This window comes from Paraburkholderia caledonica NBRC 102488, from assembly GCF_000685095.1.
GTDB lineage: Bacteria > Pseudomonadota > Gammaproteobacteria > Burkholderiales > Burkholderiaceae > Paraburkholderia > Paraburkholderia caledonica.
In genome coordinates, this window is record NZ_BAYE01000003.1 from 300689 (window position 1) to 325069 (window position 24381).

At 63.2% G+C, this 24381-nt stretch carries 19 protein-coding genes and 1 tRNA gene; 11 read left to right on the plus strand and 9 right to left on the minus strand.

Annotated features, from left to right (window positions below; genetic code table 11):
• The first annotated feature begins 4 nt into the window (after nt 1-4).
• Entirely contained in the window at nt 5-745 is a 741-nt protein-coding gene (locus BCA01S_RS08425) for a pentapeptide repeat-containing protein (protein WP_027776534.1), read from the plus strand.
• An 835-nt stretch (nt 746-1580) separates the two neighbouring features.
• Here the strand turns inward: BCA01S_RS08425 and BCA01S_RS08430 are convergent.
• The 3 genes from BCA01S_RS08430 to BCA01S_RS08440 all read right to left on the minus strand — a co-directional run bounded on the left by BCA01S_RS08430 (nt 1581) and on the right by BCA01S_RS08440 (nt 3888).
• Nucleotides 1581-1907: a hypothetical protein gene (locus tag BCA01S_RS08430; RefSeq protein WP_027776535.1), complete on the minus strand. Its 327-nt coding sequence runs from the start codon at nt 1905-1907 to the stop codon at nt 1581-1583.
• Between the two features lie 183 nt (nt 1908-2090).
• Complete coding sequence (locus BCA01S_RS08435) at nt 2091-2807, minus strand: peptidoglycan DD-metalloendopeptidase family protein (protein WP_027776536.1); 717 nt, start codon at nt 2805-2807, stop codon at nt 2091-2093.
• Between the two features lie 172 nt (nt 2808-2979).
• Nucleotides 2980-3888 carry an aldose epimerase family protein gene (locus BCA01S_RS08440; protein WP_027776537.1) on the minus strand — a complete coding sequence of 303 codons (909 nt, stop codon included), beginning with the start codon at nt 3886-3888 and terminating at the stop codon, nt 2980-2982.
• A gap of 631 nt (nt 3889-4519) precedes the next feature.
• Here BCA01S_RS08440 and BCA01S_RS08450 point away from each other — a divergent pair.
• Together BCA01S_RS08450 and BCA01S_RS08455 are read left to right on the plus strand one after the other, a co-directional pair.
• Nucleotides 4520-5350, plus strand: coding sequence for an undecaprenyl-diphosphate phosphatase (locus BCA01S_RS08450; RefSeq protein WP_027776538.1), 831 nt, complete (start codon nt 4520-4522; stop codon nt 5348-5350).
• A gap of 68 nt (nt 5351-5418) precedes the next feature.
• Nucleotides 5419-5495, plus strand: a tRNA-Arg gene (locus BCA01S_RS08455).
• A gap of 74 nt (nt 5496-5569) precedes the next feature.
• Here the strand turns inward: BCA01S_RS08455 and BCA01S_RS08460 are convergent.
• Together BCA01S_RS08460 and BCA01S_RS08465 are read right to left on the minus strand one after the other, a co-directional pair.
• Nucleotides 5570-5953 carry a DUF427 domain-containing protein gene (locus BCA01S_RS08460; protein WP_027776539.1) on the minus strand — a complete coding sequence of 128 codons (384 nt, stop codon included), beginning with the start codon at nt 5951-5953 and terminating at the stop codon, nt 5570-5572.
• Between the two features lie 235 nt (nt 5954-6188).
• Nucleotides 6189-7766, minus strand: coding sequence for an acid phosphatase (locus BCA01S_RS08465; protein ID WP_027776540.1), 1578 nt, complete (start codon nt 7764-7766; stop codon nt 6189-6191).
• Nucleotides 7767-8072: 306 nt separating this feature from the next.
• Between BCA01S_RS08465 and BCA01S_RS08470 the strand changes: the two genes are divergently transcribed.
• Nucleotides 8073-9422 (plus strand): cytochrome-c peroxidase, encoded by a 1350-nt coding sequence (locus BCA01S_RS08470; protein ID WP_042318309.1) that lies wholly within the window; start codon nt 8073-8075, stop codon nt 9420-9422.
• Nucleotides 9423-9494: 72 nt separating this feature from the next.
• Here the strand turns inward: BCA01S_RS08470 and BCA01S_RS08475 are convergent, their stop codons facing one another.
• A complete protein-coding gene (locus BCA01S_RS08475) occupies nt 9495-9734 on the minus strand; it encodes a hypothetical protein (RefSeq protein WP_027776542.1) in 240 nt (79 codons plus the stop codon).
• 346 nt (nt 9735-10080) lie between these two features.
• On the opposite strand from BCA01S_RS08475, the gene BCA01S_RS08480 reads away from it, so the two are divergent.
• The gene (locus BCA01S_RS08480; RefSeq protein ID WP_027776543.1) at nt 10081-10470 is read left to right on the plus strand and encodes an RT0821/Lpp0805 family surface protein; all 390 of its coding nucleotides are present in this window, start codon (nt 10081-10083) and stop codon (nt 10468-10470) included.
• An 82-nt stretch (nt 10471-10552) separates the two neighbouring features.
• Nucleotides 10553-11002, plus strand: coding sequence for an NUDIX domain-containing protein (locus BCA01S_RS08485; RefSeq protein WP_027776544.1), 450 nt, complete (start codon nt 10553-10555; stop codon nt 11000-11002).
• A gap of 193 nt (nt 11003-11195) precedes the next feature.
• Here BCA01S_RS08485 and BCA01S_RS08495 read toward each other — a convergent pair whose 3' ends face one another.
• Nucleotides 11196-12905 carry a glutamine--tRNA ligase/YqeY domain fusion protein gene (locus BCA01S_RS08495; protein ID WP_027776545.1) on the minus strand — a complete coding sequence of 570 codons (1710 nt, stop codon included), beginning with the start codon at nt 12903-12905 and terminating at the stop codon, nt 11196-11198.
• 478 nt (nt 12906-13383) lie between these two features.
• Here BCA01S_RS08495 and ggt point away from each other — a divergent pair, with 478 nt between their 5' ends.
• Together ggt and BCA01S_RS08510 are read left to right on the plus strand one after the other, a co-directional pair.
• Nucleotides 13384-15156, plus strand: a complete 1773-nt coding sequence (gene ggt / locus BCA01S_RS08505) for a gamma-glutamyltransferase (protein WP_027776547.1) — start codon at nt 13384-13386, stop codon at nt 15154-15156.
• 81 nt (nt 15157-15237) lie between these two features.
• Nucleotides 15238-15798, plus strand: a complete 561-nt coding sequence (locus BCA01S_RS08510; protein ID WP_027776548.1) for an RBBP9/YdeN family alpha/beta hydrolase — start codon at nt 15238-15240, stop codon at nt 15796-15798.
• A 40-nt stretch (nt 15799-15838) separates the two neighbouring features.
• On the opposite strand, the gene BCA01S_RS08515 is transcribed toward BCA01S_RS08510, so the two are convergent.
• Nucleotides 15839-17059, minus strand: a complete 1221-nt coding sequence (locus tag BCA01S_RS08515) for a CaiB/BaiF CoA transferase family protein (RefSeq protein ID WP_027776549.1) — start codon at nt 17057-17059, stop codon at nt 15839-15841.
• A gap of 345 nt (nt 17060-17404) precedes the next feature.
• Here BCA01S_RS08515 and alaS point away from each other — a divergent pair, with 345 nt between their 5' ends.
• Entirely contained in the window at nt 17405-20029 is a 2625-nt protein-coding gene (gene alaS, locus BCA01S_RS08520; RefSeq protein WP_027776550.1) for an alanine--tRNA ligase, read from the plus strand.
• 233 nt (nt 20030-20262) lie between these two features.
• Here the strand turns inward: alaS and BCA01S_RS08525 are convergent, their stop codons facing one another.
• Nucleotides 20263-21270: a LysR family transcriptional regulator gene (locus tag BCA01S_RS08525; protein WP_027776551.1), complete on the minus strand. Its 1008-nt coding sequence runs from the start codon at nt 21268-21270 to the stop codon at nt 20263-20265.
• 192 nt (nt 21271-21462) lie between these two features.
• On the opposite strand from BCA01S_RS08525, the gene BCA01S_RS08530 reads away from it, so the two are divergent.
• Nucleotides 21463-23040 carry a YbfB/YjiJ family MFS transporter gene (locus BCA01S_RS08530; RefSeq protein ID WP_027776552.1) on the plus strand — a complete coding sequence of 526 codons (1578 nt, stop codon included), beginning with the start codon at nt 21463-21465 and terminating at the stop codon, nt 23038-23040.
• Nucleotides 23041-23295: 255 nt separating this feature from the next.
• On the plus strand, nt 23296-24327 hold the full coding sequence (locus BCA01S_RS08535) for a threonine aldolase family protein (RefSeq protein WP_027776553.1): 1032 nt from the start codon (nt 23296-23298) through the stop codon (nt 24325-24327).
• The last annotated feature ends 54 nt before the right edge of the window (nt 24328-24381 follow it).

Consider the following 24381-nt stretch of genomic DNA (forward strand, 5'->3'; position numbering starts at 1 on the left):
CTTCATGTCACTCGATTCAACCGCGCCGGCTCCGGGCGCGCCAGTTCACGAAGTGGCCAACGCCACGCTCGCTCGCGCCGACGTCGAGCAACTGATCGCGGCAAGCGCCGTCGCAAACAGGCAGGCAAGCGGCGCGCCGCTCGTCTTCAACGATTGCGATCTGGAAGGCGCCGATCTGTCGCGGCTCGACTTGCGCGGCGCGCAGTTCCAGCGCTGCGCGCTTGCCGAGGCTTCTTTTTTCGGCGCAACGCTTGCGCAGACACGCTGGGTTCGGTGCCGTGCTCGCCAGGCCGATTTTGCATCGGCGGATCTCGTGGATGCGGCATTCCAGTCGAGTGATCTGAACAACACGAACTGGCGGCGCGCCAAGCTCGCGTCCGCGTCGTTTCGCGGCTGCAAGCTGACCGGCGCGAACTTCGAGGCGTGCACGGCGCTGGGCCTGAGCTTCGTCGAAACGCTGCTGGTCGGCGCGCATTTGCGCGGCCTGTCGTTTCGTAAGGCCACGCTGCATCAGCTCGATTTCTCCGACGCCGACCTCGCGGGCGTCGATTTCCGCGAGGCGATTTTCGATGGCGGCAGTCTCAAGGACGCACACTTGAAGGGCGCGCGGTTCGACGGCGCCGATCTGCGCGAAGCTGACTTGAGCGGCGTGCGGCTGGTAGACGCGGCCCTCTTCAAAGGCGCGACGATTTCGCATCTACAGGCTGCGGTGCTCATCACCGAGCTGGGATTGCGAGTCATGTAAAGCCTTCGCGCACCCCGGCCGGATTATGACTTTCGGCCGACTTGTGCGGAACCGCACGAAGACTAACATCTGATTTATTCAACGCATGAAACCGGGATTTTAAGCGGCTTATTTGTCGGTGGATTTGAGGCGAGTTTAGAGTTTCGCCATTCGCGGATTCTCAAGAGGGGTTATTGGACGTGAGTAGGCACGCGGATTCCGATTATTTAATTGAATTGGTGCGGTGGCGCACCAAGCGTTTCTGACACCAGCCGTGCGCGAATAAGGCGAGCCGCCAGCGCTGTAAACGGAGGCGCGTTATTTGTCAGCCTTGTTGCGGTGAAGTGATCCGGAGCCTTGCTGCAAAATGGTTTGCGGGCGCATTAACACGCTTCAACCGCCAGCCTAATAACCTGCCGACTGCCGAGCCGGCCTGATTTATTAGGCGGTTATTGCCTATGGTTTGGGTTCACATGATGCGAAATCCGTGCGTCTCATCACATTGCCCTCGAAATTAAGATATTGCGCTTGTAAAACCGGGTTGTTAAATTTCGTTCTGGCGCATGGTGAACCGGTCCTTTGCCGATATGCGCCGAACCCCCGTTAGCCCGGCCTCGCGCCGGGCTTTTTTTTGGCAGACTTTTAATTGCCGTCACCGCGATTACACACGTTGCGCGGATCATAAAAGCTTACCTTTCCTTTCTTCGGTTATGAACTGGGTAATCATATTCGTTGCCGCGTGGCCAATTGCATTCGGAGTACTGCTGGCCTTCGCCGCACGCATCGAACCGCGGTCGGGGCGTTGGGTGCGCGGCCGGCCGCACTTCGTGCAACCCGGCAGCGCGGTGCGCATGCCTTACTGCTTGCAGCGAATCACCATCGAGCGGTTTTTCACGTTCGCCCCAAAAATTCCGCCGACGGAGCCGCCCGAAGTGGCGCCGTTATCGACGTCTTTCGATACGACGTCGTAGCCATAATTGCCGCAGACTTCGCCCGCGCGCTTGTAGCATTCGGCCCAGCTCGTGCTGGCGTCGCTGCCGCTGCAGTTGATCGCAAACCCGGTCTCGCCGCTTGGCAGATAAGTCATGGTCGTGGTGGTCGAGCAGCCGCTGAGGCTGCCTAATGTCAGCAGGCCCACGCCGATCGCTGCGGCCGTCGCCACGGACGCAAATGCGCTCTTCATTGCAGATTCCCTTACAGATGACATGAAAGACGTGGCACGAAACCACGCGTGTCGGATTGAGCGTTTATAGCACGCAGGGTTCCCCTGTCAGTCCGTGTAACGCGGTGCTCCGGATGCGCGGACTGTAGCTCCGCGCACCAGACGGCGCGCCAGCTGCAGGCTGTCGCCACGCCTACGCCACGTCTAACGCGGGGGCAGCGCACGCGACGGGTCGATCGAGCGGCCCTGATAGCGCAGCTCGAAGTGCAACATGACCCGATTGGTATCGGTGTCGCCCACCTCGGCGATTTTCTGGCCTTGCGCGACGGTTTCGCCTTCCTTCACGAACAGCACGCGGTTGTGCGCGTAGGCGGTCAAATACTCCGCGTTGTGTTTGAGAATCAGCAGATTGCCGTACCCGCGCAGCCCGTTGCCCGCGTAGACGACTGTGCCGGCCGCCGCCGCGACCACCGGCGTGCCCGCTGGAGCGGAAATGTCGATGCCCTTTGAATTGCCGCCGTCAAAGCCGCGAATGACATTGCCGTTGGTCGGCCACACGAGCGAGATCGACGAGGCTGGCGCGGAAGAGGGCGCGCTCTCGACCGGCGCGGAACGCGGCGCAGCCGAAGCACTCGCGCTCCCGTTGCCGCTGCTGCGCACGGCGCCGTTCGTCGAAGCCGCGCCGTTTGGCGGATCGACACGCAGTACTTGCCCGACCTCGATGCCGTCGGGGTTCGTCAGGTTGTTCCAGCGCACGATGCTTTGCACCGACTGGTGATGACTACGCGCGATCTTCGACAGTGTGTCGCCCCGTTCGACGCGATAAAAGCCCGGCCCCACCGGCGCCGACCCGCACGCGGCGATGAGCGCCACCAACGACACGCACGCGAGTCGTTTGATAATTCTTGTTGGTTCAGACATTGGACCTCGCAAAGCGCTGCCGCGCGCCGATCCCGATCACGCGGCAGGTAGATACAAAGCGTCCGATTCTAACGGTTTTGCGTTGCAGCATCGGAAAAACGGGCATTGGGCGCGCTCGGCACCTCGCGCAATGGAGCCGCGCGCGTTACCGCTGTGCCCGTTTGCGCCGCAATTAGTCGAGATTTCCGACGCTGATGCGCAGTGCGGCGATCTCGGTCTTGCCCGGATCGAGCCAGCGCAGCCCCATGCCGTTATGAATCGCGTCGGGCAGGCCAAGCCACGGTTCGACGCAGTAGAAGTCTGACTCCGCCGCTTCCGTCCATGTCGTCACCGCGTACCAGGGCACGGAGTTCGGCCGCTGCAGATCGATGGTGATGACGCGACCGAGGCCCGGCGCGATCAGCCGTACCGGTCGTTCCGGTGCGCCCTTGAGGCAGTGGAAGCGGTCATGAATGCGTGCTTCGTCGAGTGTGTAGCGCGCTTCGCCCGGCTCGGCCGCGCTGATCGAGCCGTCTGCCTGCTGGAAGCGCCGTTCGGTACGCGGCAATTCCAGCGACGTCTCGGCACGTTGCCGGTGCGGCAGCGTGAAGTAGAAGTGATGGCCGGCGTAATAGGGCAGCGGCGCATCGCCGGTGTTGGTGGTCGTCAGCGTGACTTCGAGCGTGTGCGCGTCGATCAGCGTGTAGGCCGCCTCGAAGCGGAAGCCGAACGGATAACCGCCGCGCGTTGCGTCGCTATCGGTGAGCACGAGGCGCAGGCCCGCGCCGTGCACGTCGGCGTGAGCGTCGAACGGGAGGTCGCGTGCGAAGCCGTGCATGGGCAGCTCGCGAACCGTGCCCTGCGCGTCTCGCCAGTAGCCGATCTTGCCGTCCACGCGATGGCGTCCGAGAAACGGGAACAGTAGCGGGTTGCCGCCGCGGATGCGCGCGGGCTGACTCCAGTCGGCATGCTCGGGCCAATGGATCACCTCTTCGCCGTCGATGATCCACGAAAGCAGACGGCCGCCGGCTTGCGGCGAGAAGCGGAGCACGGAGGCGTCCTGAGCGATCTCGAGAATGTCCTGCTGCGGTGAAAGAGGCATGGTCGATGGTGTGATGGAGTAAGTGGTAGACGCGCCGGACGCGACAGCCGATACCGGCGGAAACGACGATTTTGCTCTGCTTTACGCTACGGGGAAACCCTTCTCGGGAAATTGCGGGTGTCGCAAGCGGCCGATCGTTGCCGATAATCCGTCTCACTGCCCGGTGATGTCTACCGCCGGGCGAGATCGCTCAGGAGGGGTTATGGATCTCGCAATGGCAATGGGTGTCTCTCTCTTCGGCATGTTCACTGCAAGCACGGTCTACTTCTTTTACAAGCTCGAGCGCTGATCTGCGTGCTCGCCCGTTGTGGCTCGCCCGCTGCGAACGATGCGTCGCGTCGCCCATGCGAGCGGCTTGCACTTCGTAAGCTTGACGACTTCGCGAACGCGCTAATCCGCGTTTCGCCGTTAGACAATTGAAAGGGCTGCTGTCTCCCAGCGGCCCTTTTCGTTTGCGTTTCGCGTAGCAACCGTCTTATGTCGTGACGCAGCGCGTCAATATCTCCCCGAATGTGGCCCAAATGCTTGGCGCTGACTTGCCAGCCAGGCATAATCGGTGCGCCTTTTTAACGCGCCGGGTAATTCGTTGTGCGGCGCGCTGTCCCGACATCTTCCTTACAAGGACTGCCGCGTGAATCTGTCGTTTCTTATCTTCCTGAGCGTGCTGCAAGGCGTGACCGAACTTTTTCCGGTGAGCAGCCTCGGTCATACGCTGCTCGTGCCAGCATTGTTCGGCATGCATATCGATAAACACGCGCCGCAGTTGCTGCCGTTTCTCGTCGCCTTGCACCTCGGTACGGCCTTCGCGCTGCTGTGGTATTTCCGCGAGCGTTGGTGCGCACTCGTGCGCGGCTTCTTCGCGTCGTTCGGCGGCCGCCGTAACGACGATGCTCACATGATGTGGGCGCTCATCATCGGCACGATTCCGGCCGGGCTCGTCGGCCTGCTGCTCGAGAAGCGGCTCGAACGGATTTTCCACGACCTGCGCATCGTTGCGATTGCGTTGATCGTCAACGGCGTGCTGTTGTGGGTGGGCGATCGCCTGCAGCGCTCGCGCGCGCATCAGGCGCCGGAGAAAATGGGTTTCGGCCAGGCGTTCCTTGTCGGGCTCGCGCAGGTCGGCGCGCTGATTCCCGGCTTCTCGCGCAGCGGCCTCACGATGATCGCTGGCAATGCTGCTGGCCTCACGGCGGAGAAAGCCGCGGAGTTCTCGTTCCTGCTCGGCACGCCGATCATTTTCGCAGCCGGTTTGCTCGAGGTGCCGAAGCTTTTCCATGCACCGGGCCAACTCGCGGACGCACTGCTCGGCGGCGTGCTGACCGCCATCGCCGCGTATCTGAGCGTGCGTTTTCTGATGCGCTATTTCGAAGGCCGCGGACGTCTTGCTTCGTTCGGCGTGTACTGCGTGATCGCGGGCATCGTGTTCCTCGGCTGGTTTGCGCTGCATCCGCAGCCGGTCTGATAATGTGCGATGTGCCCGCCGCGTTCTGGCGGGCATGAGGCGATCGGTTATAATCCGGGCCGACCTTTGCGGCGGTAGCTCAATTGGATAGAGCACAGGTCTTCTAAACCTGAGGTTGTGAGTTCGATCCTCGCCCGCCGCGCCATTGCCCGCATGTCAAGAATCCCATCTACCGGATCCGGTGATGGGATTTTTTTATTGCCTTGCGTTTACCCGCCCTTACGACAGCGCTTGCACGTCGATTGAATCGACGCGGTCGGGATAGAACGCGAGATGTTGCGCTATCTCTTTCACGGCCGCATACGGCGACTCGTAGGTCCACACTGCATTGACGGCACGCTCCCCACCCGGCGTGATGCTGTAGTACGCACAATCGCCTTTATACGGACAGTAGGTCGTGTGCTCGGTGCGCACGAGCAGGTTCATGTCGGCGTCGTTGCGCGGAATGTAATACACCGCCGGATAAGACGCTTCGCGCAGCACGAGCGCCTTTTCCGTATCGGCGATCACGCGGCCCGCCACCGTCACGACAACGCGAGCCCGCGCGGGCTCGACGCTAATCGGATGATCGGCGCCGGGGACCTTGATGGTTCTTTCAGTCATGCTGTCGAACTCCTGATGATCGGGCGAAATGACGTCGACGCAAAACGTCGAGCGCTCTAGCGCAGCATACGCTCGTCGAGTGCGATCCGCCGTGCCGAAGGTCACCGGTCATGGGGCCCATGTCACGGCTTCGGGTCTATGCGTCGCGCCAATAAAAATGGGCAGCCGAAGCTGCCCGTCGAAAGCCGCGCCGCAAGGTCGGCTGTTGCTTACCGGTGCCGCTGCGCTGTCGCGCTTACTGCCTGACGTTCAGTGCGGCGGTCAGATCGCCCATCGGCTTGCCGCCGTTGGCGACGAGCGCCGAGTCGCGCGCCGCGATGCCCGGAAGCGTCGGCAGCGAGAAACGGTGCGCGATGAAGCGAAGGATCGAAGTCGTATCGTATTGCGTGTGATCGACGAAACCCTTCTTCGCGAACGGCGAGATGATGAGCGCCGGAATACGCGTGCCCGGACCCCAGCGATCCGCCTTGGGCGGCGCGACGTGATCCCAGAAGCCGCCGTTTTCGTCGTAAGTGACGACGACCAGCATGTTGTTCCACTGCGGGCTCTTCTGCAGATGCGAAATCACGTCCGCGATATGCTGGTCGCCCGACGCGACGTCGGTATAGCCCGGGTGTTCGTTCAGGTTGCCTTGCGGCTTGTAGAACGTCACTTGCGGCAGCGTGCCGCTGTCGATCGCCTTGATGAACTCCGAGCCGCCGAGGCCGCCGTCCAGCAGATGCTGGGAGCGGTTTGCCGTGCCCGGCGCGAGATCCGCGAAATAGTTGAATGGCTGATGATGCGGCTGGAAATTAGGCGCCGTCAGATTCGCGCCGTAAATCACGTTCGACGTGCCGTTCTGGGCGGCGCTCAACGCCGCGCCCCACGCGCCGCCGTACCATGCCCACGACACCTTCGCGTTGTTCAGCAGATCGCCGATGTGTTGCTGCGTCTGCGCGGGCAACGTGGTGGCTGCGCCCGGATCGGCGAGATTCGCGTCGCCGCCAGAGGCCGCCTTGTTGCCGCTCGGCTGATACGGCGGCTGCATCGTGTTGATCGCGTAGAAGTCAGGCGTGAGATTGCCGGACAGCACGAACTTCGGCGGCCCATTGAGCGACGAAGCCGGCGAATTGGACGCAACCTTGAGCGTCACGCCGTCGCTTTCGACGGCCGAAATTGAGCCGGCCGCCGGGCTCTTGTCCGCGTTCGGATAGGTCGGCGTGCACGCGCACACGAGCCACTGGTGATTGAGAAACGAGCCGCCGAATGCGCCCATGAAGAAGTTGTCGGCGAGCGTGTACTGCTGCGCGATTTTCCACAGCGGCAGCTTGTCCGCATTGAGCGTGTAATGGCCCATGACGAGGCCGCCCGAATCGGCCCATGCGGCGAACTTGTCGTTCTTGCCGCCGTCGATCTGCATCTGGTTCTCATAGAAGCGGTGATAGAGATCGCGCGTCGTCGCGGTGATCGGCGTGTTGAAACCGTTGGGGTCGTCGATCGCGAACGGGCTGTTCGGCAAGTTGGCCGTCATGGCCTGCGTGACGACCGGCGTCACGCCGGTTTGCGTGAGGCCGTTCCAGACCTGCGGCAGCGTCGCGAGCGTGGAGCCATCGCGATCCAACTGCTTCGCACTCGCCGCACTCACGTTCTGCAAACCGTTGGCGCCGGGGAAGTTGCCGTACAGGTTGTCGAAGCTGCGGTTTTCCGCGTAGATCACCACAACGGTCTTGATCGACGTGATGTCCGGTTGCGTAACCTCGTTGCCGCCGCATGCATAAAGGCTTAACGCTGCAGCGATCGCCAGCGGCGCCGCGCAGATCAGTTTCTTGTTCATCTTTGTAAGTTCTCTCTCTCGCGTTGGGGACGGGCCGCGTGCGTTTGATAGCTCGATGACCGCCCGCGAAAGTGTGGCGATGCAATTTGACAGAAAGATGTATTCATTACGAATTGCTTCGGCGAGGCGGCTCGCTGTGGGGCGAATGTCATTTGAACGTCATATCCATGAAATACGCTCGCGAACTTCATATCGCACATTCACATCATTCACATGCGGCTCGGTCTGACGGAGATCCGGAAAACAGTAGCGCCCGACGCGGCGCTGTCGCGCGCGAGGCCGGCGGTCAACCGCGGATGTCGCGCGATGGCGTTTTCATTCGTGGTTGCGGGAATGGCGGTGAGCATGAGTCTCGCTGGCTGCGATGCCGGCGCAACGGCCGCTGCTGCGGATGCGGGTGCCAGCGCGGCTCGTGCTTCGGTGGATTCCGCTGCGGCCGTCGTGCGGGTTGCGGCGCATGAGGTGACACATGAGGTGAAGCAACCCGCAGCTCAGCCGGCGACGTCGGGCGGCGGTCAATCGCGCGGACAAGTCTACGAGGCCGTGCGGCAGATGACTGCGCTCGGCAAGCAACTGTTCTTCGATCCGTCGCTATCCGGCTCGGGCAAGCTGGCGTGCGCGTCGTGCCACAGTCCGGACCACGCGTTTTCGCCGGCCAACTCGCTGTCCGTGCAACTGGGCGGCGGCGACATGCACCGCACCGGCATGCGCGCTGCGCCGACGCTCAAATATCTGCAATCGGTGCCTGCGTTCGCCGAGCACTATCACGAGTCCGACGACGAAGGCGACGAAAGCGTCGATGCCGGTCCAACCGGCGGCCTCACGTGGGACGGCCGCGTGGATCGCGGCAGCGACCAGGCGCGCATTCCATTGCTGTCGTCGTTCGAAATGGGCAGCTCGCCGGCCAAGGTGACCGCCGCGATCAAGGCTGCGCCGTATGCAGGCGCCTTCCGCGCCGCGTTCGGTGAACATATTTTCGATAGCGACGACGCGACGTTCAAAGCCGTGCTGCAAGCGCTCGAAACCTTCGAGCAGACGCCCGAAGTCTTCTACCCGTACACCAGCAAATACGACGCTTATCTGGCCGGAAAGACGCAACTCACAAAAGCCGAGCTGCACGGTTTGCAACTTTTCAACGACGAAAAGAAGGGCAACTGCGCGAGCTGTCACATCAGTCAGCGGACGCTGGACGGGGCGCCGCCGCAGTTCAGCGACTTCGGGCTGATTGCGATCGGCGTGCCGCGCAATCGCGCGTTGCCCGTGAACCGCGATCCGCGCTTCTACGATCTTGGCGCATGCGGCCCGGAGCGGGCCGACCTGGAGGGACGCGCGGAGTTCTGCGGCATCTTTCGCACGCCGACGTTGCGCAACGTTGCGTTGAAGAAGAGTTTCTTCCACAACGGTATCTATCATTCGCTCGAACAGGTACTGCACTTTTATGCCGAACGCGACACGAACCCGGAGAAGTTCTATCCGGTGTCGAAAGGGAAGGTGCAGAAGTTCGACGATCTGCCGCAGCGTTACTGGGCGAACCTGAATACGGAGCCGCCGTTCGACCGCAAGCCGGGCGACAAACCGGCGCTGAATGACGCGGAGATCAAGGACATCGTGGCGTTTCTGAATACGCTCACCGATGGCTATAAGACGGGGAGCTGACGAAGAAGCTTCGCGAGCGGCGCGCCGCCGGATGCGCGGCCGGCCCGCGGTGATCTCGCGGTAACAGGCGTTTCAGATAGACGCGCCGGCGGCGATGCAGAAACAGGCGGCGAGCAGCAGCGCAAAAGAGACGAGCACGCATGCGATGCCTACGCGCGTCACGATGTTCGGCCAGCGGGGACGGCGCAGTCCGTCGATCGGGATGATGGGCCGCGCGAGACCGGGATCGCATCGGATAGCGACCGGCACGAGCGCCACGCAAAGCAGCGCGAGTGCGACGGCAACGGTTTCCAGTGCAACGGTGAATTCCATGATTGGGCGTTTGAAGAGGTCAATGCGAAAGCGCAATACGGCCAATCTTAGGAAAGCGTGACGTCCGGCGATATGGGAGCCATCCTAAAAATGAGAGCGACTAAATCAGACTGACCAGGTGAGAGCGGCTGATTGAGAGCGACTACCGGTCGCGAGCTGTAGCCTCGCTTCGCGCATTGTTTCGGCGGGCGATTGTCGCGTGGACGGGGAACGAGTCGCCTCGGCGCAGCGCGCCAAAGCTGTCGCGACGGACATGCTATGCTTTTGGGGTCCAGATCAAGAGCGGCCATCAGTGCGCTCGATACCGCCCAAAAACGCAGTACAAACGTATCCGAGGAGCCCCTTCATGTCGATGCGAACCCGTGCACTCCGTCAACTGACCGCCGCCGGTCTCCTGCTTGGAGCGGCCATCGGCGCGCAAGCGGCGAATCTCGGTTTCCTCAATGACACGCCGATCAGCTACATGAAAGAGCGCGACGTCGAGTCGATCAAGCATGCGGTCTTCGCCGCACTCGACGAAAAGCACGACGGCGAAAGCACCAACTGGGTCAACGAAGGCACCCGCAACAGCGTGAAGATCGACGCGACCATTACGGTCGCGAGCACGTCGAAGGAAGGCGAGCGCACGTGTCGCGACCTCGGTGTCGTGCTCAGTGCAAAAGGGCAGTCCATGAACCTGCGCCCGCAGTTCTGCAAGCAGGGCGACGGCAAGTGGCAGTTGCAGAAGAAGCACTAAGCATGTGTTCAGTCGTGGAAATACCGGCGGGTCGTTTGCGAGCACGCACGGATGCCGTGAGTCAGACCGGATCGGAGCGGCGATGAGCCCGCGGATAGTCTCGTGCGGTATCGTGCTACTCGATCCCGAAGGCCGCGTGCTGCTCGCGCATGCCACCGAGACATCGCATTGGGACATTCCGAAAGGTCATGGCGAGGAAGGCGAGGCGCCGCACGTCACCGCGCTGCGCGAGATGGTCGAAGAGACCGGAGTCGCGATCGAGCCGGAGCGTCTGAAGGATTTGGGCCTGTTCGTCTACCGGCGCGACAAGGATCTGCATCTGTTCGCGGCGCGCGCCACCGCCGATGAACTCGACCTGAGCTCCTACACCTGCACGTCGCTGTTTCCGCGCCGCTCGGACGGTAAGCTGATTCCCGAGATGGATGCCTATCGTTGGACCGCGCCCGACGAAGCGGAAAAGTACGCGAGCCGCAGCCTCGCGCGGCTCTTTCAAACCACGCTTTCACTGACGGAATTGCACCGGTCGTTATAGCGGCGACGCAGCGCCGCACGCGCGCTAGCCGTGCATTGCGTCTGTCGGCTTCGCCGGTTCGACGCGAGAGAAGGCACGCACAAAGAAAAAGGCGTGCATCCAATGAAACGGATGCACGCCCTGGTCGATCACTGGTGCGCGACTAACGCCCTCTGAAGCGGCGACGCTTGCGGTTAGCCGTTGTCTTCGCCGCTTACGCCGGCTTGCCCCAACTGTCGCGCAAACTCACGATCCGGTTGAACACAGGCTTGCCCGGCTGCGAGTCCACGCGGTCCGCGACAAAGTAACCGTGACGCTCGAACTGATAGCGCTGTTCAGGCAACGTGCCGTGCGCGCCAGGTTCGAGGTAGGCGTTGACCACGCGCTTCGAGTCGGGATTCAGCGCTTCGAGGAAATCGCGGCCGCCTGCGTCCGGTTGCGGTTCCTTGAAAAGGCGGTCGTAAATTCGCACTTCCGCCGGGCACGCGGCTGCCGCGCTGACCCAGTGAATGTTGCCCTTGACCTTGTAGTTGTTCGCGCCTTCGGTGCCCGACCGGCTGTCCGGGAAGTAGTTGCAATGCACCGCGACGATGTTGCCGTTCTCGTCCTTCTCGGCACCCGTGCATTCGATCACGTAGCCGTAGCGCAGGCGCACCTTGTTGCCGGGGAAGAGGCGGAAATAGCCCTTGGGCGGCGTTTCGGTGAAGTCGTCGCGCTCGATCCACAGCTCGCGCGAAATCGGAAACTCGCGCATGCCCTGTTCAGGATGATGTGGATGCACCGGCGCGCTGCACGGCTCGGTGAGTCCCTCAGGGAAGTTGTCGATGATCAGTTTCAGCGGGTCGAGCACAGCGGCGATGCGCGGTGCCTTTTCGTCGAGATCGTCGCGCAGCGCGCCTTCGAACACGCTCATGTCGATCCAGGAATCGACCTTCGTGACGCCGATACGCTCGCAGAACAACTGGATGGACTCAGGCGTGAAGCCGCGCCGGCGCACGCCGACGATGGTCGGCATGCGCGGATCGTCCCAACCGTCCACGTGGCCTTCGTTCACGAGTTGCAGCAGCTTGCGCTTGCTGGTGATCGCGTAAGTCAGATTCAGACGCGAGAATTCGATTTGCTGAGGCAGCGGGCGCGTGAAAATACCCGCTTCGGCCAGCTCGTTCAGAATCCAGTCGTAGAGCGGACGGTGGTCTTCGAATTCGAGCGTGCACAGCGAATGCGTGATGTTTTCCAGTGCGTCCGAAATGCAATGCGTGTAGTCGTACATCGGATACACGCACCACTTGTCGCCCGTGCGGTAATGATGCGCGAAGCGGATCCGGTAAAGCACCGGATCGCGCATGTTGAAGTTCGGCGACGACATGTCGATCTTCGCGCGCAGCACGTGCTCGCCTTCCTTGAACTCGCCCGCCTTCATGCGGCGGAAAAGGTTCAGGTTTTCCTCAACTGAACGCTCCCGGAAGGGCGAGGGCGTGCCGACCTCGGTAGCCGAGCCGCGGTTCGCGCGCATTTCCTCGGCGGACTGGCTGTCGACATACGCCTTGCCGCGCTGAATGAGCAACTCGGCGAATTCGTACAGCTTGTCGTAGTAGTCACTCGCGTAGTAGAGGTGTTCCTTGTCGTCTTTCTGCCACTCGAAGCCGAGCCAGCGCACGGCGTCGATGATCGAGTCGACGTATTCGACGCTTTCCTTCTCCGGATTGGTGTCGTCAAAGCGCAGATGGCATACGCCGCCATAGCTGCGCGCCACGCCGAAGTTCAGGCAGATACTCTTGGCGTGACCGATGTGCAGATAGCCGTTCGGCTCGGGCGGAAAGCGCGTTTCGACGCGCTGGCCCCACTTGCCGGTACGGTTGTCGTCGTCAATGATGTTGCGGATGAAATTGGATGCCGCTGGCGCGTCGTTGCGTTCGGTATTCATGCGAGATGGTGAAAGTCTGTCGGGGGCGCGCAATACGCCCACTTATCCGACAATTCTACCTGACGAGGCACGATGCGGCAGGCGAGTGCGGTGCGCCGCCGACGCTCGAGCGGCTTTCATGGCGCGCCGCGCCGCGAGTTATGCCAGGACTTGCGCAGCAGTTCGGGCGCAGTTCGATGCGAAGACCGGCTGTAACAGGAGGTAAATCGTTTTGTTCAGCGCCGGGCAGCGACTTAGCATGCCGGTCGGCGCGGGTCTGCACGGGCGCAGGAAACGCGCGTTGCCTTGCAGGTCGGCGCCGTGCGCAGCCTCTGGCGGCAGCCTCAGCGCCCGCCGATCATTCAAGAACGGTGCCGCTAGCGCCGTGGCGGCGCATCCGGCCCGCGCTGCGCTCACGCAAGCCGCACGTTCCGTCTCGCCTTGCTCGGACTTTTTCTGTTCGTGCAACATGGTGCCCTTAGTTGCCGGAGTCTCTCGGATGCCAATCTTGACGCACGACGCGCCTCGCGCGCCCTTTGCCTTTACTTCGTTCGCGCGACCGATCGCGGCCGCAACGTTATCGGCTGCGTTCGCTGCGTGCATCGTCGCGCCCGCCGCGGTGCTCGCCAAAACGCCGCAGCCTAAGGCCGTGCTCGATGCATCCGCGGTGGCCGCGCCGGATCGCTACAGCGCCGACGCCGCGCAGCAAATCTTCGCCGCAGGCGGCAACGCAGTGGACGCCGCCGTGGCTATCGCCTTCACGCTGGCGGTCACGCGCCCGGATGCGGGGAACCTCGGCGGCGGTGGGTTCATGACGCTGTTCGTCGACGGCAAGCCGTATTTTCTCGACTACCGCGAGCGCGCGCCGCAACAGGCGACGCGTGACATGTATCTCGACGACAAAGGCAACGTCGTGCCAGGCATGAGTTCCATTGGCCATCGCGCGGTGGCTGTGCCGGGCAGCGTCGACGGTATGTGGCAGGCTCAGCAGCGTTTTGGAAAGCTCAAGTGGAAGCAGGTACTCGCGCCCGCTATCCGCTACGCCACTGAAGGCTTTCAGGTTGATCCCCGGCTCCAGCAACAGCGTGACGCGGCGGCGAAGCATCTTGCCGGCAAGACGAACTTCGACGCCTATTTCTCGGGCATGAAAGCAGGCGCCACTTATCGGCAGCCGGAACTGGCGCAAACGCTCACACGGATTGCGAGCGACGGCGGCCGTGAGTTCTACGAAGGGCGCACCGCCCATCTGCTCGCGCAGCAAATGTACGGGCATGGTTTCGTCACGAAGGGGGACCTGCTGCAATACAAGGCCGTGTGGCGTCAGCCACTCACTGCAAACTGGAACGGCTATCAGGTGCTGACGGCGCCGCCGCCGAGTTCGGGCGGCGTGGGGCTCATCCAGATGCTGAAAATGAAGGCCGATCTGAAGCAGGCTTTCGACGGGCTCGAAGTGAACTCTGCGCCGTATATCCATCTGGTCGCGCAGATCGAAGACCGCGTGTTCGCCGACCGCCAGCAGTACCTGGGCGACCCGGATTCGTACAAGCTACCGGTCGATAAACTCCTCGACGACGCCTACCTTAGCCAACGCGCAGCCGAGGTCAGTGCGGACGAAGTGCCAGGCGCGACGCCGGTCAAACCCGGCTTGGGCGACGCGGTACCCGAAAAAGCGCAAACCACGCATTTCTCGGTCGTGGACAAGTGGGGCAACGCGGTGTCAAACACCACGACGCTCGACGGCGAATTCGGCTCAGGTGTGGTGGTCGACGGCGCGGGTTTCCTGCTCAATGACGCGATGGACGACTTCGTGACGAAGGCCGGCGCCGCGGGCCAGTCTGGCTCGACGGCTGCCACGGCTGCCACGGGTGCGGAACTCAACACGGTGCTGGCGGGCCGCCGCCCGCTTTCGTCGATGACACCAACCATCCTGCTGAAGGACAACAAGGTGTCGCTCGTGATCGGAACGCCCGGAGGATCGCGCATTCTTACGTCGATCTTCCAGGTCATGACCGATCTCTACGACTTCAATATGCCGCCTGACGACGCGCTCGCCACGATGCGCTTTCATCATCAGTTACTGCCGCCCAAGACGATTTACTTCGAGCCGTACCGTCCAGTTACTGGCGAACTCGCCACCGCGCTGCAGGACTTGGGCTACACGCTGGAAGGGCAGTCGTTCAACGGCGACGTGCAGATGATCCGCATCGACGGCGCGACGCCCGAGCCGGCCGCCGATCCGCGTGGCATGGGAGTAGGACGTGTGATACGTTGAGCGCTCGACGGGTTGCAGCTGGCCACCGCTGATAGCGGTCGCCCGCGATTGCACGCTAAAACAAAATCTACGGGGAACACGATGAACGCACAACAGCCGGGCGTACTCGTATTGCCGGGTTACCAGAACTCCGGCGCAGGGCATTGGCAGACGCGCTGGGAGGCTCTCGATCCCGCATTCGCGAGGGTGCAGATGCCTGACTGGGATTATCCCGTGCGCGATGCCTGGTGCCGCGCGCTCGACTCAGCGGTGGCAGCCGCTGATGGTCCGGTCGTCTTCGCGGCCCACAGCCTCGGTTGCCTGACGGCCGCGTTCTGGGCCTCGCAGTACGCGAGCGTCGCCCAACTCGGCAAAATTGCGGGCGCGTTGCTGGTCGCCGTTCCCGATCCCGCTGGAACGAACTTCCCGCGGAACGCGAGCGGATTCGTGCCCGTGCCGACTGAGCGCTTGCCGTTTCGGAGCATCGTGGTTGCGAGTAGCAACGATCCGTACGGCGGCGTGCCGTTCTCGCAAGCCTGCGCAAACGCGTGGGGCAGCCGCTGGATCGACGTGGGTCCGCGCGGACATATCAATGCCGACAGCGGGCTCGGCGATTGGGACGAGGCGCGCGGCTGGCTGGCCTCGCTGCGCGCCTCGGATTGAGCGCGGGACGAGAGGCAGCCCGGGCGGAAGCGGGCATTTCTCAAATCACGGATTGCCCGCGTAACGCTGCGATCCGTCCGTCGCCGTAACCGAGCACGTCGCGCAAAACGCTTTCTGTATGCTCTCCGAGCGTCGGCGGATGCGTGAGCGCTTGTGGCGGCGTGCCCGTCATATTGATCGGATTACGCACCAGTTTGACGGTGCCGCCCGACGGATGCGGCAGATCGACCTGCATGCCGCGCGCCACCACCTGCTCGTTTTCGAACACCTCCGCAAGATCGTTGATCGGACCGCACGGCACGCCGGCTGCCTCGAGCGCCGCGATCCAGTCCTGCTTGCCCTTCAAGCGGACCATTTCTGCGAGGATCGGCACGAGCACGTCGCGATGCCGCACGCGCGCGGGATTGGTCGCGAAACGCTCGTCTTCGGCAAGTTCCGGGCGTTGGCCCACCTCGACGAACTTGCGGAACTGGCCGTCGTTGCCGACCGCGACGATGATCCAGCCGTCGCTCGTCTGGAACGTCTGGTACGGCACGATGTTCGGATGCGCGTTGCCCCAGCGGACGGGCGGCTGACCGCTCGCGAGGTAGTTCGAATTCATGTTGGCCAGCATGGCGACCTGCACGTCGAGCAATGCCATGTCGATATATTGGCCTTCCCCGGTGCGATCGCGGTGCGTGAGAGCCGTGAGCACGGCGATGGTCGAATACATGCCGGTCATGAGATCTGCAATCGCCACGCCGGCCTTTTGCGGACCGCCGCCAGGCTGGCCGTCGCGCTCGCCGGTGATACTCATGAATCCGCCGATCCCCTGCACGATGAAGTCGTAGCCCGCGCGCTGCGCATACGGTCCGGTCTGCCCGAATCCCGTTACGGAGCAGTAGATCAGATCGGGCTTCACTTCTTTCAGCGACGCGTAATCGAGGCCGTATTTCTTCAGCTGCCCGACCTTGTAGTTCTCCAGCACCACATCGCTTTGCGCGGCCAGTTCGCGAATGATCCTTTGACCTTCCGGCGACGCGATGTCGATGGTCACCGAGCGCTTGTTGCGGTTCGCGGCGAGATAATAGGCCGCCTCGCGCGTGTCCGCGCCCTCGGGCGTCTTGAGGTACGGAGGGCCCCAGTGGCGCGTGTCGTCACCCACGTCGGGGCGTTCGATCTTGATCACGTCTGCGCCGAAATCGGCAAGCGTCTGCGCGCACCAGGGGCCGGCGAGCACGCGGGTAAGATCCAGCACACGGATATGACTGAGAGCGCCCATGTTTGTCGATGTCTCCAATGTAAGCGGCCGGCGCGCAAGGCACCGTGTATGTGGGCAATCTTAAGCGATTCGCGCGCGCCGGCGCAGTCGGCCAAAAGTCATAAGACGAATGACGCGCAATTCTCGCGAGCGCTGCAGGAGCCACGCGAGAACTCGTGCGCGCCTCAACGCATCCCATGTCTCACACTACCCGGTGCGACCTGGCCGAACGGCTAACCACGCGGCGGCGCGCCGCGCGAGGCCGCCGATCCCGTATAATCAGTCGTTTAAGAAACAAACAGTTGGCGCATCTTCCGATGCCGCCGGTAAAAGTCTGGAAACAGTCAGGACCGTCCCCCGCACGCTATGAAAGCCGCCGAAATCCGCGAGAAATTCCTCAAGTTCTTCGAATCGAAGGGCCATACGATCGTTCGCTCGTCGAGCCTTGTGCCCGGCAACGACCCGACGCTGCTCTTCACCAATTCGGGAATGGTGCAGTTCAAAGATGTGTTCCTCGGCGCAGAGTCGCGTCCGTATTCGCGCGCCACTACCGCGCAGCGCAGCGTGCGCGCGGGCGGCAAGCACAACGATCTGGAAAACGTCGGCTATACCGCGCGCCACCATACGTTCTTCGAAATGCTCGGCAACTTCTCGTTCGGCGACTATTTCAAGCGTGACGCAATCCACTACGCGTGGGAACTGCTGACGCGCGTGTACCAGCTGCCGAAAGACAAGCTGTGGGTCACCGTCTATCACGAAGACGACGAAGCGCACGACATCTGGGCGAAAGAAGTCGGCGTGCCGGTAGAGCGCATCATCCGCATCGGCGACAACAAGGGCGCGCGTTACGCCTCGGACAACTTCTGGCAAATGGCGGACACCGGCCCGTGCGGCCCGTGTTCGGAAATTTTCTACGACCACGGCCCGGACGTGTGGGGCGGCCCGCCGGGATCGCCGGAAGAAGACGGCGACCGCTACATCGAGATCTGGAATCTCGTGTTCATGCAATTCAATCGCGACGCGCAAGGCAACATGGCGCCGTTGCCCAAGCAGTGCGTCGACACAGGCATGGGTCTGGAGCGTATCGCCGCGGTGTTGCAGCACGTGCACAGCAACTATGAGATCGACCTGTTCCAGGCGCTCATCCAGGCTGCCGCGCGCGAAACCGGCGTGAGCGATCTCACGAACAACTCGCTGAAGGTGATCGCCGATCATATTCGCGCGTGCTCGTTCCTCATCGTCGACGGCGTGATTCCCGGCAATGAAGGTCGCGGCTACGTGCTGCGCCGTATCGTGCGTCGCGCTATCCGTCATGGCTACAAGCTCGGCAAGAAGGGCTCGTTCTTCCATCGCATGGTGGCCGATCTCGTCGCGCAAATGGGCGGCGCGTATCCGGAACTGAAGGACGCACAACAGCGCGTGACCGACGTGCTGCGTCAGGAAGAAGAACGCTTTTTCGAGACCATCGAGCACGGCATGTCGATTCTCGAAAACGCGCTGGCCGACCTCGAAAAGAAGGGCGGCAAGACACTCGACGGCGAACTTGCGTTCAAGCTGCACGATACGTATGGCTTCCCGCTCGACCTGACCGCCGACGTATGTCGTGAGCGCGAAGTGACAGTAGACGAAGCAGCGTTCGACGAAGCCATGGCGCGTCAGCGCGAACAGGCTCGCGCAGCGGGCAAGTTCAAGATGGCGCATGGGCTCGAATATTCAGGCGCGAAGACCACGTTCCACGGCTACGAAGAAATAATCTTCGACGACGCCAAGGTGACCGCGCTTTATGTTGATGGTGCTTCGGTGCAGGAAGTCACGCACGGGCAGCAGGCCGTTGTCGTGCTGGATCACACGCCGTTCTACGCAGAGTCGGGCGGCCAGGTTGGCGATCAGGGCTTGCTCGCCAACGCGAGCGTGCGCTTTGCGGTATCCGACACGCTGAAAGTGCAGGCCGACGTGGTCGGTCATCACGGTACGCTCGAACAGGGCACGCTGAAGGTGGGCGACGTCGTCAAGGCTGAAATCGACGCGGTGCGCCGCGCACGCACGGCCCGCAACCACTCGGCCACGCACCTTATGCACAAGGCGTTGCGCGAAGTGCTCGGCTCGCACGTGCAGCAGAAAGGCTCGCTCGTCGATCCGGACAAGACGCGTTTCGACTTCGCGCACAACGCGCCAATGACAGACGAACAGATCCGCCGCGTCGAAGAGATCGTCAACGCCGAAGTGCTCGCGAACGCACCGGGCATCGTGCGAGTCATGCCGTTCGACGAAGCGGTGAAGGGTGGCGCCATGGCGCTGTTCGGCGAGAAATACGGCGACGAAGTGCGCGTGCTCGACCTGGGCTTTTCCCGCGAGTTGTGCGGCGGCACGCACGTGCAACGCACCGGCGACATCGGTCTCTTCAAGATCGTGATGGAAGGCGGTGTGGCGGCAGGGATTCGTCGCGTGGAAGCCATCACGGGCGACAACGCCGTGCGCTTCGTGCAGGACCTCGACGCGCGCATCAATGCCGCGGCGGCCGTGCTGAAAGCGCAACCGTCCGAACTGACGCAACGCATCACCCAGGTGCAGGATCAGGTGAAGCAGCTTGAGAAGGAACTGAGCGCGCTCAAGTCGAAGATGGCGTCGAGCCAGGGCGACGAACTTGCCGGTCAGGCGATCGAAGTGGCCGGCGTGCAGGTTCTGGCCGCCACGCTAGAAGGCGCAGATGTGAAGACGCTGCGCGAAACGGTGGACAAGCTCAAGGACAAGCTGAAGAGCGCGGCGATCGTGCTGGCTTCCGTCGAGGGCGGCAAGGTCAGCCTGATCGCCGGAGTCACCGCGGACGCGAGCAAGAAGGTCAAGGCGGGCGAGCTCGTCAACTTCGTCGCGCAGCAGGTGGGCGGCAAGGGCGGTGGCCGGCCGGATATGGCGCAGGCTGGCGGGACCGAGCCGGCAAATCTGCCCGCAGCGCTTGCTGGTGTGAAGGGGTGGGTCGAAGCACAGCTTTGATCGGGTTTCGATCCGGCCGTTATGGGCTGGATCGGGCCAAACCTCGCCGAAAGGATCTGAATTGGGTCACGCGGTGCGTCGGATTGTCGGCGTGGCGCGTGGCCCGATTTTTTTACTGCGTCGGCGTTCGGTTAGCGTTTCGGGTGAACCGTTCGGGAGCGAGACACGGCGGCGTGACGCGTCTACCGGCCAATTTCAGATCCTCGCTGTGCGTCCAGCGCCGCAGCGAAAAATCAAGCGACGCCAGCGCTCATGCCAGCGCGAACGCCTGGATCCGCACCCGCACCCGCACCCGCACCCGCACCCGCACCCGCACCCGCACCCGCACCCGCACCCGCACCCGCAGCTACCTCCACCGTGACACCCCCAGCGCTCTCCTGCGCGACCAGAGTCTGCTTAAGCGCGTTGAGGGCGGACGAAAAATGCCCACGTCGCCAGACGAGCAACGTCTCGATCACACCGATGTCGGGCAAGTCATGCACAGCAATGTTGCTCGCATCCGCTTGCAGTCCCAGCACGGAGCGGGGCGCGACCGCCACCCCGGCGCCGGCGGCCACGCAAGCCACGATCGCATGATAAGAGCCGAGTTCCAGCACCCGCGCCGGCCTCACGCCGTGCTCCATATACCATTTCTCGATGTAAGCCCGGTAGGCGCAGCCGCGTTCGAATGCAACGAGCGTCGATAGCGCGATGTCGCGCACTCCGCGAATGGGCCGATGGCCGCGCGGCGTCAGCATCACCAGTTCCTCCCTGAACACCGGCACAGTCTCGAACAAGTCGCCGAGCGCCGCCGCGTCCAGTGGTGTCGCCACGAGAGCGGCGTCCACTTCGAATTCGCGCACCCGTTCGATCAGCTTGCCGGTCGTACCGGTTTCCAGTTCGAGGGCGACGTCGGGCCATTGCTGGTGATAGCGGGCGAGCAACCCTGGAAGACGTGTTGCCGCGACACTTTCCATCGTGCCCAGACGCAGCCGGCCGCTCGGACGGTCAGCGCGCACCGCGTGGCGTGCTTCGTCTGCAAGAGCGAGCAGCCGTTCGGCGTACGGCAGGAGCGTCTCGCCGGCGGGCGTCAGCACGAGGCGCCGCCCGTCGCGGATGAAGAGATCCGCTCCGAGTTGCTCCTCAAGCTGTTTGATGCGCGTGGTGACATTCGATTGCACGCGATTGAGCTTCGCGGCGGCGCGGGTCACGCCGTTCTCGCGCACCACTGCCCGAAAAATCGTCAAGGCTGCCAGGTCCACGATTCTCTCCTCGCGATGGATGGTATCCAAATTATTCATTTTCCATGATCGAATCGTCAAGCTAATATGGATACAGCTTCTGCTCAGGCGCCGCCCGCATGCTGGGCGGCGATGGTGCCGACCACGCCGCAGCTCACGCGAGTTGCCGCGCGGCTTCCTGCATGTCGCGCGCTTTTCCTTCAACGGCCATCCATGAACAATCCTGCTTCCCAAGCCCAATTCATGTCCGCGGCACCCCATGCCGCCCGGCGCGCAGCGTTCGCCTGTATGGTGACGCTGGCCGTCGCGCTCGGAGTCGGGCGGTTTGCGTTCACGCCGCTGTTGCCGCTGATGCTGCACGGCGGCGGCGTGTTCGGTCAGCCGCCGATCGACATCCAGCACGGCGGCTGGCTGGCGTCATTCAATTACGCGGGCTACTTCGTCGGCGCATTGACGTGCGCGGCGTTGCGGGTCGAGCCCGCCCGGATGGTGCGCTCGGGCCTCGTGCTGACCGTTCTGTTGACACTGGCAATGGGCGTCACGAGTCAGTTCTGGGTGTGGGCTGTCGTGCGCTTCATCGCCGGGGCGGTGAGCGCCTGGACTTTCGTGTTTGCGTCGCAATGGGGCCTGCGGCGGCTCGCGGAACTCGGTCAGCCTGCATGGAGCGGCGTGATTTACACGGGACCGGGCGTGGGCATCGTCGGAACCGGCTTGCTGGTCAGCGCGGCGGGTGGTTATGGCGCGACGGTGGGTTGGATCGGCTTCGGCTTGATCTCGGCGGTTCTGGCGGTGGTGGTCTGGTCCGCGTTCGGCGCGCCGGCCGGTGCCAGTTCGGGTGCCGGGAGTGCGCGTCGCCGCTCCGCGCCTTTAGTCAATGCAAGGGCGATGGAAGAAGGGCCGGCTAGCGGACCGTTCACTGGAACTGTGGCGGGTGCCGCTCAACGCACCGGTCAACAACGCACATCGAGCTATGTCCCGGCGACGCGCGGCCCAACGGCGCCGCAGGGTCTGGCTGCCGCGAACTCCGGCGTAACCACAGCAAAGAGTTTTGCCACCGCCGCGCCTGACGCCATCAAAGCAAACGGCGCCGCCGCTGCAACCGCACATGCAACCGTAACGCCCGGTCCGGCCGCGGCGACGCCCGACGCCGCCGCGCGAAGCGACTATGGCCACGCAACTCGCCCGACCATGAGCGACGAGCGTCGCAGCCACCCCGCGGACGCCTTCTGGCTCGTCGTCCTTTACGGTGTGCCCGGCTTCGGCTACATCATTACCGCGACGTTTCTGCCAGTTATCGCGCGTCATGCGCTGCCCGGCTCGCCGTGGCCCGACCTGTTCTGGCCGATGTTCGGGGCTGCGCTGATCGTCGGTGCATTGCTGGCCGCGCGGCTGCCGCTGCACGTGGACAATCGCGTGTTGCTGGCCGGCAGTTACGTGTTGCAAGCCTGCGGTATCGCGCTCGGCATTGTCTGGCCGACGGCGGGCGGCTTCTCACTCGGAAGCATTCTGATCGGCGTGCCCTTTACTGCAATTACCTTGTTCGCGATGCGTGAGGCACGGCGTCTGCGCGGCGACGACGCGGCCGGCCTCATGGGCTATGCCACTGCCGCCTACGGCCTCGGCCAGATCATCGGACCGCTCGTGGCCGCGCCGATCGCCGCGCATACCGGCTCGTTTTCGCCGGCTCTTTGGCTGGCGGCCGGCGTGCTGTTGCTGGGGGCGGCCGGCCTCGTCGCCGTCGCGAAAATGCCTCGCGGGCGAGGGCGCATGCCGGAGTGCGGCTGCGGTTAACGCCGCGGTTGGACACCGGCGGAAAGTTTGCCGAACGTCGCGCAGCCCGGTGATGAGACAGCGGGCCGTCGCGTCGTTCGGTTGCGTACTCGTGCTTGGACACCCACGCAAAAACCTCGCGCTTGACCCCTACATTCGGACCGCACGAGCTCACCCCCAAAACCGCACCCCTCAAAAAACAAATCCCGCCCGCTGGCACTAAAATGACGGCTTTCCGTCATCCCCGCGCGTCTGTCGCCGGCCGCGCCGCTCACCATGCAACATTTCGCGTCCGACAACTACGCCGGCATCTGTCCCGAAGCGCTCCATGCGCTGATCGCCGCTAACAACAGCGGCCACGAACCGGCCTATGGCGACGACTCCTGGACCAATCAGGTATGCGACCGTCTGCGCGAACTGTTCGAGACCGATTGCGAAGTATTTTTCGTGTTCAACGGCACGGCGGCCAATTCGCTTGCGCTCGCGTCGCTTTGCCAGTCATACCACTCGGTGATCTGCCATGAACTCGCGCACATCGAAACCGACGAATGCGGCGGCCCCGAGTTCTTCTCTGGCGGCTCGAAGCTGCTCACGGCGCCCGGCATCGGCGGCAAACTCACGCCTGATGCGATCGAGGCGGTCGTCACGCGCCGCGCCGACATTCACTACCCGAAGCCCAAGGTCGTCACGCTCACGCAGTCGACCGAAGTCGGCACCGTCTACACGGTCGAGGAAGTGCGTGCGATCGCTGCGATCGCCAAGCGGCGTCATCTGAAGGTGCATATGGACGGCGCGCGTTTCGCGAATGCGGTCGCCGCGCTCGATGTGCATCCGTCCGAGATCACCTGGCGCGCGGGCGTCGACGTACTGTGTTTCGGTGGCACCAAGAACGGCTTGCCGGTGGGCGAAGCGGTGGTGTTCTTCGACCGCGCGCTCGCTGCCGACTTCGCCTACCGTCTGAAGCAGGCGGGCCAGCTTGCTTCCAAGATGCGCTTCATTTCTGCGCCGTGGCTCGGCCTGCTCGATAACGACGTGTGGCTGCGCAACGCGCGTCACGCGAACGCGATGGCGCAACTGCTGAAAACGCGGTTGCAGGAAATTCCGGGCGTCAGCATCATGTTCCCGCGCGAGTCGAACGCGGTCTTCGCGCAGTTGCCCGCGCAAGCCGCGAAGGCCATGCGCGCGCGCGGCTGGAAGTTCTACGAGTTCATCGGCGCGGGCGGCTGCCGGCTGATGTGCGCGTGGGACACGCAGCCCGAAACGGTCGAGCGTTTCGCAACCGAAGTCGGCGAGTTGTGCGCGGCGTAACAATGCGTCCGCCGTGTAAGCCGCCACGCCGAAATGCCGCCAGCGCGCCGCGCC